We start from the raw sequence: 17590 nt of genomic DNA, 5'->3' as shown, positions 1-17590 counted from the left end.
GACAATCGCGCAAAAAAGTGCAGTGTCCGAAAAAGGCAGATGCAAAAAAGTGTAATTGAAGACAGCTCACAAAGCGCATAAAATCCAATTTAAGTAAGCGCTTACAGAAAAATGAGAAGGAGCTGTCTGATGATTAAACGAAGGAAACGCATATTTACCGCTGTTACGTTGCTGGTCTTGTTGGTGATGGGAGCCTCTGTATGTCCTGTGAAAGCAGAAGGAGCAGCGCGGCAGATGGAAGCGCTGAACCGGGGGCTTGTGGCGGTCAAGACGGACGGCGGCATTTTTGTCAGCTGGCGGTTTCTTGGCACTGAAAACGCATCTGTTTCGTTCAATGTGTACAGAGACGGACAAAAGCTGAATGCTGCGCCTGTCAAAACCACGAACTATGTGGATAAAAACGGATCGGCGGGCTCAACGTATACGGTTCGGGCTGTCGTAAACGGTACCGAACAGGCGGCTTCTGAAAAAGCCTCCGTATGGGCGCAGCCGTATCATTCCGTCCCGCTGGATAAACCGGCTGGCGGCACGACGCCAAAGGGTGAAGCTTACACCTACAGCGCCAATGACGCAAGTGTTGGCGATGTGGATGGTGACGGGCAATACGAGCTGATCCTGAAATGGGACCCGTCTAATTCAAAGGACAACTCACAGGATGGCTATACGGGTGACGTACTGATTGATGCCTATAAACTTGACGGAACGAAGCTATGGCGGATCAATCTCGGCAAAAACATCAGAGCGGGAGCGCACTACACCCAGTTTATGGTGTATGACCTTGATGGTGACGGAAAAGCGGAAGTGGCGATGAAAACGGCAGACGGGACAAAAGACGGCACAGGCAAAGTGATTGGAAATGCCAATGCTGATTACAGAAATGAACAGGGGCGTGTGCTTTCAGGGCCGGAATACCTTACTGTGTTTCAAGGTGCAACCGGGAAAGAGCTTGTCACAACAAACTTTGAACCGGCCCGCGGCAATGTGTCAGATTGGGGAGACAGTTACGGCAACCGGGTTGACCGTTTTCTCGCCGGCATTGCCTACCTCGACGGACAGCGGCCGAGCCTGATCATGACCAGAGGGTATTATGCCAAAACCGCGCTTGTCGCCTATAACTTCAGAGACGGAAAGCTGTCAAAGCTTTGGACGTTCGATTCTTCGAAGTCTGGAAATGAGGCGTTTGCCGGACAGGGGAATCACAGCCTGAGCATTGCGGATGTTGACGGAGACGGAAAAGATGAGATTATTTTCGGCTCAATGGCTGTTGATCATGATGGAAAAGGCATGTATTCAACTGGCTTAGGCCACGGGGATGCCCTCCATACCGGGGATCTTGATCCGAGCCGGCCGGGTCTTGAGGTGTTTCAAGTTCATGAGGACAAAAATGCAAAATACGGCTTATCCTTCCGTGATGCGGCAACCGGAAAAATCCTTTGGGGCGTTCATGCAGGCAAGGATGTAGGCCGGGGGATGGCTGCTGATATTGACCCGCGTTATCCGGGACAGGAAGTGTGGGCAAACGGTTCTCTTTACACAGCGAAAGGCGTCAAAATCGGAAGCAGTGTTCCGTCATCGACCAACTTCGGCATCTGGTGGGACGGCGACTTACTGCGGGAACAGCTGGACAGCAACCGAATCGATAAGTGGGATTATCAAAACGGCGTATCGAAAAATATGCTGACTGCATCAGGCGCGGCCGCCAACAACGGCACAAAAGCAACGCCGACGCTTCAGGCTGATCTGCTTGGGGACTGGCGCGAGGAAGTCGTGTGGAGAACGGAGGACAGCAGTGCGCTCCGCATTTACACGACAACCATTCCGACTGAGCATAGGCTCTACACGCTGATGCACGATCCTGTGTACCGGCTTGGCATCGCCTGGCAAAATGTCGCGTATAACCAGCCGCCGCACACAAGCTTCTTTTTAGGAGAGGGCATGGCGGAACAGCCAAAACCGAATATGTATACACCTTAATAGAAAGGGGGAAGGAACGGGCTGCACGCAGCCCGTTCCCATTAAAATGAAGCCAAAAAAGAGGCAGATGGAATACTTGACCAGAGGCTTAATTGCGGTCAAGACGGAGCAGGGCGTGTTTGTCAGCTGGCGTTTTCTCGGAACGGATCATGAGACGACGGCTTTTCACCTTTATCGGGATGGAAGGCGGATCACCCGCGAGCCTATCGCGGACAGCACCAATTTTCTCGATCAAAACGGAACGGCGGACTCTGTTTACCAGGTGGCGGCCGTCAATAAGGGACGGGAAGAAAAGCTGTCCAAAGAAGCTCCCGTCTGGCGGGAAAATGCCCTAGAGGTTCCGCTTAACAAACCGGAGGGCGGTATCACGCCGGACGGAAAGCCGTACACCTACAGCGCCAATGATGCCAGTGTCGGGGATGTGGATGGGGATGGGGAATATGAAATCATCCTGAAGTGGGACCCGTCCAATTCAAAAGACAACGCCCATGACGGATATACCGGGGAGGTTCTCATAGATGCCTATAAACTGGACGGCACCTTTTTGTGGCGCATCAACCTCGGCAAAAACATCAGAGCAGGCGCGCATTATACCCAGTTTATGGTCTATGACCTGGACGGTGACGGAAAAGCAGAAATCGCCATGAAAACAGCCGACGGCACAACAGACGGGAAAGGACACATCATTGGCGATGAGCATGCCGATTTTAGGAACGAACAGGGCAGAATCCTGTCCGGTCCAGAATATTTGACTGTGTTTAAAGGAGAAACCGGTGAAGCGCTCACGACCGTGGAATATGAACCGCCCCGCGGCAAGCTGGAAGATTGGGGAGATGGCTACGGAAACCGCATGGACCGTTTTCTCGCCGGGATCGCTTATTTGGATGGGGAGCGGCCGAGCCTCGTGATGGCGCGCGGCTACTATACGAGAGCTGTACTCGTGGCATACGATTTCAGAAACGGAAGGCTCAAAAAACGCTGGATATTTGATTCCAATCAGCCGGGCCATGAAGCGTATGCAGGGCAGGGCAACCACAGCTTGAGTGTGGCAGATGTTGACGGAGACGGGAAGGATGAAATCATTTACGGCGCCATGGCGGTTGATCATGACGGCACAGGCTTGTACACAACGGGGCTCGGACACGGAGACGCGATGCATGTAGGGGATCTGGATCCGTCCCGAAAAGGGCTTGAAGTGTTTCAGGTGCATGAGGATGCCTCGAAGCCGTACGGACTGTCGCTGCGTGATGCCGGAACCGGCGAGATTTTGTGGGGCGTTCATGCCGGAACTGACGTCGGCAGGGGCATGGCGGCTCATATAGACCCAAACTACAAAGGATCGCTCGTCTGGGGAATCGATCCGCCGGGCAATGACGGAATGTCATACGGCCTTTTTACCAGTAAAGGAGAAAAAATCAGTGACAAAGCGCCCATCTCAGCCAATTTCGCCATCTGGTGGGACGGCGACTTGGTCAGGGAGCTGCTTGATCATGACTGGGACGGAACGGCCGGCCGGCCGAAGATTGAAAAGTGGGATGCTGAAAACCGCTGTCTGAAGACGATTTTTCAGCCGGCCGGCGTGCTGTCCAACAACGGCACAAAAGGAAATCCTGTTCTTCAGGCCAACCTGTTCGGAGACTGGCGGGAAGAAGTGATATGGAGAACGGAAGACAGCAGTGCGCTCCGCATCTATACAACGACACATCTCACCCGCCATCGCTTTTACACGCTTATGCACGATCCGGTTTACAGGCTCGGCATCGCCTGGCAGAACACCGCCTACAACCAGCCGCCGCACACGGGCTTTTACCTCGGAACGGGAATGAAAAAACCGCCGAAGCCCGCCCTGTACATAGCGGGCAGCAAAGCGGAGGCGCCGCTATAGGAGGAACTACGAAGCAAAGGCCGAACAGTACGACAAGATGACTTATCAAAGGGCAGGACGACCAATGTTCAGGCGCTGAACTCACCGGTTTTTCAAGGAAAGAGCTGTCCATGTTTTGATGCCATATGAAACGAAAAAACGAGGAGGAATGAGAAATGGCAAATCACATTTATCTTGCTGGCGATTCGACTGTTCAAACGTATGGAGACAGCACAAATCAAGGGGGCTGGGGGCAGTTTCTCGGCTCGCATCTGCCGGAGCATATCCAAGTGATCAACAGAGCAATCGGGGGAAGAAGCTCGAAAACATTTGTGGAAGAGGGCAGGCTTCAGGCGATTCTTGATGTGATTGAGCCGGAAGACTGGCTGTTTGTGCAGATGGGCCATAATGACGCGTCGAAAAATAAGCCGGAGCGCTACACCGAGCCCTATACCACCTATAAACAATATTTAAAGCAATATATCGCAGGCGCGCGGGAAAAAGGCGCCCATCCGCTTCTCATTACCCCTGTAGCCCGCTTTCATTATGAAAACGGCGTGTTTTTGAACGACTTTCCTGATTATTGCATTGCCATGAAGCAGACGGCTGCTGAGGAGAATGTCCAGCTCATTGATCTGATGGAGAAAAGCCTTGCTTTCTTTACCGAGAAGGGCGAGGAAAAAGTGTACACCTATTTTATGGTGTCAGAAGGAATGAACGATTACACGCACTTTACAAAAAAAGGCGCAAATGAAATGGCGAAACTTGTGGCAAAAGGCATAAAGGAGCTCGGCCTGCCATTGACAGAATCGATCATCAAAGAAGGGTGAAAAATGTGAGGAGAAAACTGTATCACGGTGCTTGCTATTATCCAGAACTATGGGATGAAGAGACGATTCAGCAGGACATTGACATCATGCGTGAAGTTGGCGTGAATGTTGTGCGGATCGGCGAATTTGCCTGGTCTGTCATGGAACCGGAAGAAGGAAAAATTGACGTCAGTTTTTTCAAAGAGATCATCACCCGGCTGTATGATAACGGCATCGAAACGATCATGTGCACGCCGACGCCTACACCGCCGATTTGGCTGTCGCACGGCCGGCCGGAGCGTATGCATGTAAACGAAAAAAGAGAGGTCATGGGGCATGGCTCCCGTCAGCATGCTTGTACGAACAACCCGTATTTCCGAAAAAAAGCCGCCATCATTACCACAAGCATCGCCAAGGAGCTTGGCCAGCTCCCGGGACTGATCGGCTGGCAGCTAGACAATGAGTTTAAATGCCATGTTGCAGAATGCATGTGTGAGACGTGCTTGCACTTATGGCATGACTGGCTCAGAAACCGCTATGGCGTGATTGAGCGGTTAAACGAGGCATGGGGAACCAATGTGTGGAGCGAAACCTACCAGACGTTTGAGCAAGTGCCGCAGCCGGGGCCAGCCCCGTTTCTGCATCACGCCTCTCTAAGCACAATGTATCAGCTGTTTTCGATGGAGATGATCGCTTCATTTGCGGATGAACAGGCCAAAATCATCCGCTGCTATTCGGATGCGCCGATCACGCATAACGGCTCTGTCATGTTCAGCGTGGACAATGAGCGGATGTTTCGGAATCTCGATTTTGCCTCCTATGATACGTACGCTTCGCAGGAAAACGCTTCTGCTTTTTTATTGAACTGTGATTTGTGGAGGAACTTGAAACAAGGGCGCCCGTTTTGGATTTTGGAAACGAGTCCGTCGTATGCCGCCTCGCTCGAAAGCTCCGCGTTTCCGCATGCCGATGGGTATTTACAGGCCGAAGCCGTATCTTCCTACGCCTTAGGAAGCGAGGGTTTTTGCTATTGGCTGTGGCGCCAGCAGCGTTCGGGCAGCGAGATTTCACACGGTTCGGTTCTCAGTGCCTGGGGCGGGCCGACCGTGGGCTATCAGAACGTGCTGGCAGTCGAGCGGGCAAGAAAGGACATCGAACAGGTGATTTTATCGACTGTGCCCGTTCAAGCCGAGGCAGCGATGACGTACTCCGACAGAGCAAAAGCATTTATCAAAACGGAGCCTCACCGGGGACTCCAGCACCGTACGCTTGTGACCCATTTTTATGAGCGTATTCTTAACACGGGGATACACCGTGACCTCATTCCGGAAGGCGTTCCACTGGACGGCTACCGCTTGCTGTTTACGCCATTTGTGCCGTATCTGTCTTCGGATTTTATCCAAAAAGCTTCGGCATTCGCTGAAGCTGGCGGCATTTGGATTGTTGGACCGCTGACAGGGGGACGCTCAAGCGAGCATACAATTCATACCGATTGCGGGCTTGGCGAACTTGAGAAAACAGCCGGGATCAAAACGCTGTTTACCTTTCCAATGAACGAGGATGCGAATACAGGAAAAGCGTTTGGCATCACGGCGCCACTGGGGCTGTGGAGCGCGGTGTTTGATACAGAGAACGGAAACACCCTAGGCACGGTTGAGTCAGGACCGGCAGCAGGCCATGCTTTTCTGACAGAACGGAAGCACGGCAAGGGAAAAATCGTCATGCTCGGCTCGCTTCCATCCGGGAAAAAAGGGGATGCGATGCTGGAAGCGCTCGTCAGGCATTATACCGCTGAAGCAGCCATTTCCGTTCGGTCGGATGTGACACCCGGCACGATCGTTGCCCCTCGCAAAGGCGATAACGGCCTTGTGTGGGTCATCGTGAATATGGATGGAAAAGGCGGAAGCGTAACATTGCCGGAAGCGGGAACGGATTTGTTGACGAACCGTTCGGAAAAAGCGGGGAGGCTGGCGGTCGGACCGCATGAATACCGTGTGATTCAGTTTGACAATCACAGCTGATTCTTTGCATCGAATCAGCTTTTTTCTATGGAGGGAGAGAACTGATGAAAAAGATGAAATGGTTATCAGAACAGCCAAAGGTGACAAGCGGTGTGACGTGGGGCGTGCCATGGAAAAAAGGAGAATTGAAAAAGGGTGACCGTCTGGCGCTTGTGAATGAAAACGCGGAAAGCCAATTTGTGCAAAGCGAACCGTCGGCCTATTGGCCGGACGGGAGCATCAAGTGGACGAAGCACGCGGCAGTGTTCAGCGGACAGGACCATCAAAGCTTTGCAGTGCAAAAAGGAGAAGCCCTGAAGCCAGGTGAAACGCTCAGCATCAAAGAGTCAAAGCATGACATCCAAGTGGATACAGGAACGCTCGTCTGTGCCATCCATAAAACAGGCTCCGATCTTATTCAATCATTGCAGATTAACGGAAAGCCGATCGCCGCAGGCGGGAGGCTCGTTGCCATAAGAGAAACGAGAAAAGAGACGGCGGCGGAAACGGTTCTTTTTCGTGAAACGTCTGTCAGCCTCATCAAACGTGCGGCGCTTGAGATGCAAGGACCTGTCAAAACAGTGATCAAAATAGAGGGCGTGCATATCCTCAAAAAAACAAATGAAGAATGGCTGCCGTTTGTGGTCAGATTGATATTTTATGCCGGGCTGTCTGAAATCGGCATCGTACATACGCAGCTGATTGACAGGAATGGTAAACAAGAATTCATTAAGGGGCTCGGTATCGAATTTGACCTTTTTTTGGAAGGGGAGCCGTACAACCGCCATTTCCGTTTTGCGGGAGAGAAAGGGATGTACAAAGAACCCGCCCAGCTGTTTGGCACACGTAAATTCAATGAACGGTATCCTCTTTATCAAAAACAAATCAATGGTGAAACGCTGTTTCCAAGTGAAGAGCACAAGGAATGGTTTGCGCACGGCACACAGAACGCGGTTTGGAATGATGTCAAGCTCGTGCAGGATTCTAGTGATCATTACAGCCTGTCAAAACGGACCGGAAAAGATTATGCGTGGGTAGGCATGCTGCATGGCAGCCGGGCGAAGGGGCTTTGCTATGCGGGCGGCGAAAATGGCGGCATAGCCCTCGGTCTGCGGTACTTTTTTGAGAAATACCCGTCAGCACTGGAAATCACAGGCCTTGCCGGCAGCCACCCAAAAATGACCGTCTGGTTTTGGCCTCCGGATGGAGGGGCGATGGATTTGCGGCATTATACAGGAAACACCCATGTGGCCAGCGCGTATGAAGGCTTTGATGAAATGCGTTCTGATCCGACCGGTATTGCCAACACAAATGAAATCAGCCTGTCGTGCTTTTCGCATATGCCATCTGATGATGTCCTTCATACGCTCGCTGACAAATGGCAGGCGCCGCCGCTGCTTGTTTGTGAGCCGGACGTCTATTACGAATCAAAGGCGCTCGGGGTTTGGAGTGTCATTGACACATCTCATCCGCTCAAAAAAGAGCTGGAAGAACAGCTCGACGCTGCATTTCTATTTTACAAAAAGGAAGTAGAGCAGCGCAGATGGTACGGGTTTTGGCATTATGGCGATGTCATGCATACGTATGACCCGATCCGGCATATGTGGCGGTATGATCTCGGCGGGTATGCATGGCAAAATAATGAGCTCGTTCCGACCTTATGGCTGTGGCAGGCGTTTTTCCGCTCTGGCAGAGAGGATATCTTCCGCATGGCAGAAGCCATGACCCGCCACACGAGCGAAACGGACAGCTTTCACCTTGGGGAATACGCAGGGCTTGGCTCACGGCATAATGTTGTTCATTGGGGATGCGGCTGCAAGGAAGCGAGGATCAGCATGGCCGGGCTTTATAAATTCTATTATTATCTGACGGGAGATGAGCGGACGGGAGATCTTTTGACAGAAGTGAAGGACGCCGATTACGCTCTCGTCAAAACCGATCCGATGCGCGCTTTTTATGAGAAAGGCGAGCACCCGACCCACACCAGAACGGGACCGGACTGGGCGGCGTTTTGCTCGAACTGGCTGGCGGAATGGGAGCGGACCGAAAATCCGGCATATCTCAAAAAAATCGAAACGGGCATCAGCTGTCTGAAGCAGCTGCCGCTCCGCTTATTATCCGGTCCGACATTTGAATATGACCCGGAGACCTCGATGCTTCATCACATGGGAGATGGCATAGCGGGCGGATATCATATGATCATTGCCTTCGGCGCGCCGCAAGTGTGGATGGAGCTGGCTGAGCTTCTTGATGACCGGGAATGGGAGGAAATGCTGAGTGAATTCGGCGAATTTTACACACTCAGTGATGAAGAAAAACGGAAAAAAAGCGGAGGCGCTCTTCATGACAGGCATTTTCACTGGCCGATGTTTGCCGCTGCCATGACCGCCTACGCCGCAAGAAAAAAACAAGACCAGAAGCTCGCCGCCAAAGCGTGGAATCTTTTGCTCGACGATAAGCTGAGCCATACGCCGCTACCGATCAAACCAGAGCGCATTGAGACATGGACGCAGCTGGAGGAGCTCCCGTGGGTGACAACGAACACCGTCTCTCAATGGTGTTTGAACGTCATAGCAGCGCTGGAACTGATTGGAGATTCCCTTCCGGCAAAAAAAGATACATCCGGCAAAAAAGGATAACAGACGGAATTTCATAGGAGAAATGGTGCAAAAAATGAAGATTGCAAGAATTTATGTAAGCGCTTTATATTAGGAGGGGCAAAGGGGAAATGCAAATTGAAAAAAGGGGGACTTACGCATCATGAAAAATAGAATGCGAAAAAAATGGCTGGCCTTGCCGCTCGCTGCCATGATGATCGCCGGATGCAGCCATTCGGAAACATCCAGTTCAGCAGGCGGTTCGAAAGACACGATTAAAATTATGGCGCCGCTCTTATCGCCGGAAAGCCCGAGTGAAAAGAGCCCTTCATTAAAAGCGCTCGAAAAATACACAGGCAAAGAGATTAAGGTCACATGGGTGCCTGATTCATCCTACAACGACAAATTCAACATCGTCATGGCTTCCGGAGAGATGCCTCATGCGATTGTGATTAAAGATAAATCAGCCGGCTTTATCAAGTCTGTCAAAGCAGGGGCATTTTGGGAGCTGTCTCCTTATTTAAAAGACTACAAGAATTTAAGCCAGGCAGATGAAAAGATTTTGAAGAACAGCTCGGTGAACGGCGAGGTGTACGGAATCTACAGAACGAGGGACCTGATCAGAGCGTGTATGATCATCAGAACCGACTGGCTTAAAAACGTCGGTCTAGATATGCCGGAAACGATTGATGATTTCTATGAAGTGCTGAAAGCCTTTAAGGAAAAAGATCCTGACGGAAACGGCAAGGATGATACGTACGGCATGGTCGTGCCGAAATGGATGGGGCTTGGCAACGGAAGCCCGTGGGATGTTCTGCAAATCTGGTTCGGCGCTCCGAACCGCTACGGCGTTGAAAACGGAAAGCTGATTCCTGATTTCACAACGAAGGAATACATGGATGCGCTCAAGTTTTTTAAAAAGCTTTATGATGAGGGCTTGATCAATAAGGACTTTGCGGTCATGGATTCAGCGAAGTGGAATGATCCGGTTGTGAAAGGAAAAGCGGGGGTCATCGTTGATACCGGCTCCAGAGCGTCTCAAATCCAAAGCGCGATGGAGGAGGCGGATGAGTCGAACAAGGATGTGATTGATATCGTCGGCTCGCTTGAGGGGCCGAATGGCAAGCGCACCTTCCCGACATCCGGTTATTCAGGCATGATCGCGATACCAAAATCAAGCGTCAAAACCGAAAAAGAGCTGAAAGAGGTGCTGTCCTTCCTCGATAAGATGAATGATAAGGAAGCGCAGATTCTCACGAACAACGGAGTGGAGGGCCGCAATTACGAGCTCAAGGACGGCGTATTCACTTCGCTTGAAAAAAACAACAAGTCTCTCCTGTATGAGCATGAAGGCTTGGCGCAGTTCAGCATGTCGATTCCGAAAAGCGAGTATTACATCGAAGACCAGAAAACAAAGCTCTTTCAGCATCGCAAAGACATCATAACTGAAGGAGAAAAAATAGCCGTCTTTAACCCGGCTGAGTCGCTTGTATCAGATGTCTATACCCAAAAAGGAGCCCAGCTTGACAACATTATTCTCGACGCGAGAACACAATTTATCATTGGAGAAATTGATGAAAAAGGGTTCGAGGATGCGGTGGAGCTTTGGAAAAAAAGCGGCGGCAATGAACTGATGAAGGACTTGAACAAATTGTATCAATCGTCAAAATAAACCGATGTGCCTGCCGTTCGGCGGGCGCACCGGTACCACGAAAGGAGAACAGATATGGAAACAGTGCCGAAGAAGGGAGATTCACCTGTTCTCACTGCTGGAAAAGGCATCAGCTGGATGGCTGCACTCAAACGGGACAAATGGCTTTATCTTCTTCTTATTCCCGGTCTGCTTTATTTTTTGATTTTCAAATACTTGCCGATGTGGGGCGTGCTGATCGCTTTTAAAGACTATTCGCCATATCTCGGCTTCTGGAAAAGCGAATGGGTCGGCTTTGATTATTTCAAAGACTTTTTTATGAACCCGGATTTTTTCCGGCTGCTGCGCAACACCCTCATGCTGGCGAGCCTGGACCTTTTATTTGCCTTTCCAGCGCCTCTCATTTTGGCCTTGCTTTTGAATGAGGTGAGAAAGGCCGTGTATAAAAGATGCATCCAAACCTTTATTTACGTGCCCCATTTTGTTTCATGGACAATCGTGGTCAGCATCACCTTTGTTTTCTTTACTGTCGATACAGGTGTGATCAACAAATTGATTATGAACCTGACAGGTGAGCAGATTTCTTTCTTATCGGACGCGGACTGGTTCCGGCCGATGATTGTGATGCAAAGCATCTGGAAGGAGACAGGCTGGGGAACGATTTTATTTCTGGCTGCGCTGGCGACGGTTGATCAGGAGCAGTATGAAGCTGCCATTATGGACGGAGCGGGCCGGTTCAGGAGAATGTGGCATATTACGCTGCCGGCAATCAGAAGCACCATTATCGTTTTGTTGATTTTAAGAATCGGCAGCTTTTTGAATCTCGGCTTTGAACAGGTGTATTTGATGACGAACTCGCTCAACCGCAGCGTGGCTGACATTTTTGACACGTATGTATACATGATGGGGATTACCCAAGGCGCGTACAGCTACAGCACAGCGGTCGGTTTGTTTAAATCGGTTGTCGGGATTATCTTGATTTTCGGCGCCAATTACATTGCGAAAAAGTTTGATCAGGAAGGATTGTTTTAGAGGAGGGAGAGGTATGGCTGAAATTCACACGATGCACAACACAAAAGCCGGACGGGTGTTTGACGTCTGCAACATTCTGTTTCTCGGCGGTGTCGGCGCGATTACCATTTTGCCGTTTTTGTACATTATCGCCGGTTCATTTGCGACAGAAGCGGAACTCGCCCAGCGCAGCTTCTTTATATTCCCGAAAACCTTTACACTTGATGCTTACAAGTATGTGTTTTCGACACCGACGTTCATCCGAAGCATGGGCGTATCCATCTTCATTACCGTGGTCGGGACGGCTGTGCAGCTGTTTTTCACCTTTACGATGGCGTATCCGTTGGCGAAGCGGCATGTGAAGGGGCGGAATCTGCTGTTGAACCTGGTGATCTTCTCTATGCTATTTTCCGGCGGCATGATCCCGACGTACCTTGTCGTGAAATCACTTGGCCTTTTGGATACGTATTGGGCATTGATTCTGCCGATGGCGATTAATCCGTTCAACCTTATTATTATCAAAAACTTCTTTCAGCAGCTGCCCCGCGAGCTGGAGGAATCGGCAAAAATTGACGGCTGTTCCGAAATCGGTGTCTTTTGGCGGATCGCCTTGCCGCTGTCAAAGCCGGTTATTGCGACCTTTGCGCTGTTTTATGCGGTCGGGATTTGGAATGATTTCTTCCACGCTCTCTTATATATCAATGACAGTGCAAAATGGCCACTGCAAATGGTGCTCCGCCAAGTCACAATCTTATCGGATTTAACGGCGACCAATGGCGATACGATGCAAAATACCGTTCCGCCGGAGCAGGGAATAAAACTCGCCGTCATTGTCATTGCGACGCTACCGATTTTGGCGGTCTATCCATTCCTGCAAAAACACTTTGCAAAAGGAATGCTGATCGGTTCGGTGAAAGGCTGAGAAAGGGAGTGTGTCATATCAGTACGTTAGATCAAATTAAAATCGCCTATATCGGCGGTGGGTCTCAAGGCTGGGCCAGAAGCCTGATGAGTGATCTGTCGATTGATGAACGGATGTCAGGCACAGTGGCGCTCTATGATCTTGATTTTGAAGCCGCTCAGAAAAATGAAGTGATCGGCAATCACAGCGGAGACGGCAGATGGAGGTATGAAGCGGTTTCTACTTTGAAAAAGGCGTTATCGGGCGCGGATATCGTCATTATTTCCATTTTGCCGGGTTCACTGGAAGATATGGAAATCGATGTCCACTTCCCTGAGCGCTGCGGCATTTATCAGTCTGTGGGTGATACTGTCGGGCCGGGCGGGATCATCAGAGGCTTGCGGGCTGTTCCGATGTTTGCCGAAATTGCCCGGGCCATAAGAGACTACGCACCAGAATCATGGGTCATAAATTATACAAACCCGATGTCTGTCTGTACAAGAGTGCTGTATAAAGTGTTTCCGGGCATCAAAGCGATTGGCTGCTGCCACGAGGTATTCGGCACGCAAAAGCTGCTGGCGGAAATGGTCACAGAAAGGCTCGGAGTAGAGGTGCTGCGGCGCGAAGATATCCGCGTCAATGTACTCGGCATTAACCATTTCACATGGATCACGGAAGCCTCTTACCGCCATATTGATCTGCTGCCTATATTCCATGAATTCAGCGCGCATTATGGAGAATCAGGATATGAGCTAGAGGGGGAAAGCTGGAGGGACAGTGTCTTTCGTTCGGCACACCGTGTTGCGTTTGATTTATTTGAAATGTATGGCGCCATCCCCGCTGCGGGTGACAGGCATCTGGCAGAGTTTCTTCCCGGCCCTTACCTCAAACAGCCTGAGTTATGGAAATTTCATCTCACATCTGTATCATTCAGAAAACAAGACAGAGACGAAAAACGAAAAGAAACAGAACGATTAATCGTTCAAAAACGGGGCGTTGCCGGGAAAGCCTCGGGAGAAGAAGGCGTGAACATCATAGCGGCTCTCCTCGGACTGGGCGAACTTGTAACAAATGTGAATCTGCCGAATCAAGGCCAGGTCGCTAATCTCCCATTACATGCGATCGCGGAAACAAACGCATTCATTACCTGCAACCGTGTCCAGCCGATTGTTTCCGGAGCGCTGCCGAAGGGTGTGGAAATGCTGGCGGCACGACACGTATCCAATCAGGAGGCAGTGGCGGAAGCGGGGTTAACAAAGGACCGCGGTCTCGCTTTTCAAGCGTTTCTCAATGACCCGCTTGTCACGCTCGACCGACGTGATGCGGAGCAACTTTTTGACGACATGCTCTCAAAGAACCATCCGGTATTATAATAGGAGCAGTGACCGTTTAGAAAACGTGCAGTTGACCATAATGATAGTAGCTCTTAAGAAGTAGGTGCTATCAACATGGGAGATTATCTCAATGTAGCGGTAGAATTAGTTTGCGGTTTGGGTATTTTATTTGTCATTTTGAAGTTTCTCGGAAAAACCCAATTTTCTCAAATCACTCCGTTTGACTTTATTTCTGCATTGATTTTAGGGGAACTGGTCGGAAATGCAGTGTACGATCATGAAATTAAGATCAAAGAGATTATTTTCGCTTCGCTGCTGTGGGGACTGCTGATTTATATGATTGAATTCATTACCCAAAAAGTAAAAGGAACCAGAAAGTTCCTGGAAGGTGAACCGAATATCGTCATCCATAATGGAAAGCTCAAATATGAAATGCTAAAGAAAAACAAGCTCGACATTAATCAGCTGCAAAGCCTTTTAAGGCAGGCAGGCTGCTTTTCCATACAAGAAGTGGAATATGCCATATTAGAAACAAACGGGATGGTCAGCGTTCTTCAGAAATCAGATTTTGGCAATCCGACGAGAAAAGATATGAATCTTCCACAGCAAAATGTGTCTTTGCCTACCACGTTAATTCTTGATGGGGAGATTGTGTATGACAACCTGCGAGAAGCAGGGGTAGACGAACAGTGGCTGAAGCAAACGCTAAAAAAGCAGGGAATTGAAAAGACTGAGGATGTATTATTTGCTGAATGGCATCCTAATAAACCGCTGTATGTCATCACATTTGAAGAAAGCAGATCCTCATGAAAAAAGAGCTTGCGGCATAGCCCAAGCTCTTTTGCGTTATTGATGAGTCCCTTGTTTAACAGCTCTTACATGATACATGCTCACTTCAGTGCTGATCAGATAGTCAGGCTTTGGTTTGCCTTTGTTCGCTTTATGGCCGGCGATATGTGCATCGCTTTTTTCCCATTGCTTCCAGTGATCCTCGGATTCCCAGCGAATCATGACAACAACTTCCTCATCACCGCGGCGGACGTTTTTTTCAAGCACTGTCACATCAATTAAACCTTCTTGTTTTTCAATGATTCCTTCAGCGCTGAAACGTTCTATGACTTGATCTGCATGGCCTTCTTTTACCGTCATTTTTCTCAACTGAACAAACATCTGTCTCTCTCCAATCATTCTCATATATGAATGATTGTAAATGAAATTCATTCTCAATGTCAAAGAAAGCGCACGGCGGAATAGAACCGCCGTCGCATCGTTATTCTTTCAATAAAAATACATTGCCATCTTCGTCTTTAAATTGAACGAAGGTGCCCCACTCCATTTGATTGGGCTCACCAAGAAATTCTACACCGTTTGCTTTCATTTTCTCGTATGTACCAAAGATGTCTTCACATTCAAACACGATAGAAGCTTTCATTTGTTCAGAGCCTTTCATCATGGCTTTCGGATAAATAACTAAACGGGTCTGGGCTCCTTGTGGCGCAACCTCCAGCCAGCTTGCGTCAGGTCCCATCGGGTGGTCCGCCGCAATATCAAAGCCAACCTTCTCTGCCCAAAATTGCTTCGCTTTCTGCTGGTCTTCAACATATACAGCAACAGTTGCAATTTGTTTGATCATAGGGAAACCTCCAAGTTGAAAGATAATTATACTATAACCTGTTTACGGGCGAAGTAACATAAAAAAATCAGCCGGAAAAACCGGCTGATTATCGATTAATATGAGCAGCTCACAACATCTATCAGATTTGTGTCTAAGGCGAAATAAACCCAGCGGCGCCGTGAAGAATCCCAGTAAAATCCTCCGACGGATCTTCTGCCAAGAATGATCGGGTAGAACCAAAATGAGCTGCCGTTGGTTAACCAAACATAGGTAAACCGGAAGAGGCAAGGCTGAATGGCAACGGGTTCAACTAAATAAGCAACTCCCTGAGGGCTCTGCGGCTTTTTCGGTTTCGCCGGCTTTTTTGAAGGCGGGGGTCCCTGCGGCGCACCGCCGAAGCCAGGCATAGCACCGCTGCCAATGCCAGGGCCGGAGCCACCGCCGAAGCCAGGCACAGCCCCGCCGCCAATGCCAGGGCCGGAGCCGCCGCCGAAGCCAGGCACAGCCCCGCCGCCAATGCCAGGGCCGGAGCCGCCGCCGAAGCCAGGTACAGCCCCGCTACCAATGCCAGGGCCGGAGCCGCCGCCAATGCCAGACCATGGGTAACCATCTGGATAACGATATTCGTAATCAAAAGCAGGCCATGGCTCATAAAAATGCCCGGCAAACATATAAGGATCAACATAATACATGTGATAACGTCCTTTCTCATTGTAAACTGTACATTTGCAATTTATGCGAGCGGACGTTTATTGGTGCATTCGCCTATGAATGAAATTGGAATGCGCTCAGGATGCAGAATCATTTGATTTTTCCCTAGTCCCATTCACAATTCCGATGTATCATTTTATAATGAAAGAGCTTCTATTATGAAAAAGGAGACAGACCGTGAATATCGATCAATTATTATATCAATATATCATAGACCACACGGCGGATATTACGGAGAAATGGTTCAGTTTGCGATGTCAGCTGAAAGGAGAGCTATATTCCGCCGACAATTTAAGTGAAGAAACGAAAAAGCTCTTAACCAAGCAGCATACGTTTACCAATATAACGATCGCAAGCGCATTCCTTGAGGATCAAACTGAGTTTCAAGAACATATGACAAAATGGGCGCAAACCGTTGCGAAAAACAGGGTTGAGCAAGATGTTCAGGTGCATGAGGTTGTGGAGGCCATATCAAACTCAAGAATCTCATTCTGGGATGCTGTGGTTGCGTTTATTAAAGAGAATCGGGATATCGTCACAGATGAGGATGCCGACCGATGGAACCGCATAGTGAATCAGGCGTTCGATAAGCTGATCATTGAATTTTCTGAGCAGTACCAAAAATTTATGCTGATGAGGCTCACATCTCAGCAGGAACTGATATCTGAGCTGGGCTGCCCGGTGATTTCCATTGCGGATGGAATCGGGATATTGCCGCTAATCGGCTCCATTGATACGAAACGGGCACAGGTCATTTTAGAAACAGTGCCGGTCCGCTGTATCGAGAGAAAAATCACAAGCCTTGTCGTTGACCTTTCGGGTGTTCCGATTGTGGATACCATGGTGGCGCAGCAACTGTACAACCTGTCAAAAACGCTTTTCTTATTAGGCGTCAAAGCCGTATTTTCAGGGATTCGCCCAGATGTGGCCCAGACATCGATTCAATTGGGGCTTGATTTCAGTGAATATGAAACGTACGGCACGCTGAAGCAGGCATTAGAAAACATGGGTGTTCGCTGAATTGTTGAGGAATTGGAAGAAAACAAATAGGACGTTTGACCAGGCATATGATTGTCCGCCATCGGGTGATCATATGCCTTTTTGAATTGGTCAGAAAACACCA

14 protein-coding genes are annotated in these 17590 nt (G+C 49.6%); 11 read left to right on the top strand and 3 right to left on the bottom strand.

The features are described from left to right. Window positions 1-129: 129 nt before the first annotated feature. From rhgW to AC0C66_RS19995, 10 genes are all read left to right on the top strand, one after another. Window positions 130-1974, top strand: coding sequence for a rhamnogalacturonan lyase (gene rhgW, locus AC0C66_RS20040; RefSeq protein ID WP_461845929.1), 1845 nt, complete (start codon window positions 130-132; stop codon window positions 1972-1974). A gap of 46 nt (window positions 1975-2020) precedes the next feature. Continuing rightward, complete coding sequence (gene rhgX / locus AC0C66_RS20035; protein ID WP_472973686.1) at window positions 2021-3859, top strand: rhamnogalacturonan exolyase; 1839 nt, start codon at window positions 2021-2023, stop codon at window positions 3857-3859. A 155-nt stretch (window positions 3860-4014) separates the two neighbouring features. Beyond that, window positions 4015-4668, top strand: a complete 654-nt coding sequence (locus AC0C66_RS20030; protein WP_072182248.1) for a rhamnogalacturonan acetylesterase — start codon at window positions 4015-4017, stop codon at window positions 4666-4668. Between the two features lie 5 nt (window positions 4669-4673). Further along, window positions 4674-6668 carry a beta-galactosidase gene (locus tag AC0C66_RS20025; protein ID WP_072182247.1) on the top strand — a complete coding sequence of 665 codons (1995 nt, stop codon included), beginning with the start codon at window positions 4674-4676 and terminating at the stop codon, window positions 6666-6668. A gap of 44 nt (window positions 6669-6712) precedes the next feature. Beyond that, window positions 6713-9286, top strand: coding sequence for an exo-rhamnogalacturonan lyase family protein (locus tag AC0C66_RS20020; RefSeq protein WP_461845926.1), 2574 nt, complete (start codon window positions 6713-6715; stop codon window positions 9284-9286). A 121-nt stretch (window positions 9287-9407) separates the two neighbouring features. Then, window positions 9408-10916 (top strand): extracellular solute-binding protein, encoded by a 1509-nt coding sequence (locus AC0C66_RS20015; protein ID WP_461845925.1) that lies wholly within the window; start codon window positions 9408-9410, stop codon window positions 10914-10916. Window positions 10917-10970: 54 nt separating this feature from the next. After that, window positions 10971-11927 (top strand): ABC transporter permease, encoded by a 957-nt coding sequence (locus AC0C66_RS20010; protein ID WP_014112973.1) that lies wholly within the window; start codon window positions 10971-10973, stop codon window positions 11925-11927. Between the two features lie 13 nt (window positions 11928-11940). Continuing rightward, entirely contained in the window at window positions 11941-12828 is an 888-nt protein-coding gene (locus AC0C66_RS20005; protein ID WP_014112974.1) for a carbohydrate ABC transporter permease, read from the top strand. Between the two features lie 8 nt (window positions 12829-12836). Then, a complete protein-coding gene (gene lplD, locus AC0C66_RS20000; RefSeq protein WP_072182244.1) occupies window positions 12837-14180 on the top strand; it encodes an alpha-galacturonidase LplD in 1344 nt (447 codons plus the stop codon). A gap of 75 nt (window positions 14181-14255) precedes the next feature. Further along, window positions 14256-14951 (top strand): YetF domain-containing protein, encoded by a 696-nt coding sequence (locus tag AC0C66_RS19995; RefSeq protein WP_461845924.1) that lies wholly within the window; start codon window positions 14256-14258, stop codon window positions 14949-14951. A gap of 36 nt (window positions 14952-14987) precedes the next feature. Here the strand turns inward: AC0C66_RS19995 and hmoA are convergent, their stop codons facing one another. The 3 genes from hmoA to AC0C66_RS19980 all read right to left on the bottom strand — a co-directional run bounded on the left by hmoA (window position 14988) and on the right by AC0C66_RS19980 (window position 16448). Next, window positions 14988-15311: a heme-degrading oxygenase HmoA gene (gene hmoA / locus AC0C66_RS19990; protein WP_139026428.1), complete on the bottom strand. Its 324-nt coding sequence runs from the start codon at window positions 15309-15311 to the stop codon at window positions 14988-14990. Window positions 15312-15411: 100 nt separating this feature from the next. After that, the gene (locus tag AC0C66_RS19985; RefSeq protein WP_014112977.1) at window positions 15412-15774 is read right to left on the bottom strand and encodes a VOC family protein; all 363 of its coding nucleotides are present in this window, start codon (window positions 15772-15774) and stop codon (window positions 15412-15414) included. Window positions 15775-15869: 95 nt separating this feature from the next. After that, window positions 15870-16448 (bottom strand): hypothetical protein, encoded by a 579-nt coding sequence (locus AC0C66_RS19980; protein WP_461845923.1) that lies wholly within the window; start codon window positions 16446-16448, stop codon window positions 15870-15872. Between the two features lie 196 nt (window positions 16449-16644). Here AC0C66_RS19980 and AC0C66_RS19975 point away from each other — a divergent pair, with 196 nt between their 5' ends. Continuing rightward, window positions 16645-17487, top strand: a complete 843-nt coding sequence (locus AC0C66_RS19975) for an STAS domain-containing protein (RefSeq protein ID WP_472973685.1) — start codon at window positions 16645-16647, stop codon at window positions 17485-17487. The last annotated feature ends 103 nt before the right edge of the window (window positions 17488-17590 follow it).

The organism is Bacillus sp. VA13 (assembly GCF_055710085.1).
The sequence above is the reverse complement of the archived record's forward strand: the minus strand, read 5'-3'. Positions and strand labels throughout refer to the sequence as shown.

Excerpts from the sequence above, each read along its gene's own strand:
- AC0C66_RS20020 (WP_461845926.1), top strand. The coding sequence starts at position 6,713 with ATGAAAAAGATGAAATGGTTATCAGAACAGCCAAAGGTGACAAGCGGT.
- rhgX (WP_472973686.1), top strand. The coding sequence starts at position 2,021 with ATGAAGCCAAAAAAGAGGCAGATGGAATACTTGACCAGAGGCTTAATT.
- hmoA (WP_139026428.1), bottom strand. The coding sequence starts at position 15,311 with ATGTTTGTTCAGTTGAGAAAAATGACGGTAAAAGAAGGCCATGCAGAT.
- AC0C66_RS20010 (WP_014112973.1), top strand. The coding sequence starts at position 10,971 with ATGGAAACAGTGCCGAAGAAGGGAGATTCACCTGTTCTCACTGCTGGA.
- rhgW (WP_461845929.1), top strand. The coding sequence starts at position 130 with ATGATTAAACGAAGGAAACGCATATTTACCGCTGTTACGTTGCTGGTC.
- AC0C66_RS20030 (WP_072182248.1), top strand. The coding sequence starts at position 4,015 with ATGGCAAATCACATTTATCTTGCTGGCGATTCGACTGTTCAAACGTAT.
- AC0C66_RS19985 (WP_014112977.1), bottom strand. The coding sequence starts at position 15,774 with ATGATCAAACAAATTGCAACTGTTGCTGTATATGTTGAAGACCAGCAG.
- AC0C66_RS19980 (WP_461845923.1), bottom strand. The coding sequence starts at position 16,448 with ATGTATTATGTTGATCCTTATATGTTTGCCGGGCATTTTTATGAGCCA.
- AC0C66_RS19995 (WP_461845924.1), top strand. The coding sequence starts at position 14,256 with ATGGGAGATTATCTCAATGTAGCGGTAGAATTAGTTTGCGGTTTGGGT.
- AC0C66_RS20005 (WP_014112974.1), top strand. The coding sequence starts at position 11,941 with ATGGCTGAAATTCACACGATGCACAACACAAAAGCCGGACGGGTGTTT.
- AC0C66_RS20015 (WP_461845925.1), top strand. The coding sequence starts at position 9,408 with ATGAAAAATAGAATGCGAAAAAAATGGCTGGCCTTGCCGCTCGCTGCC.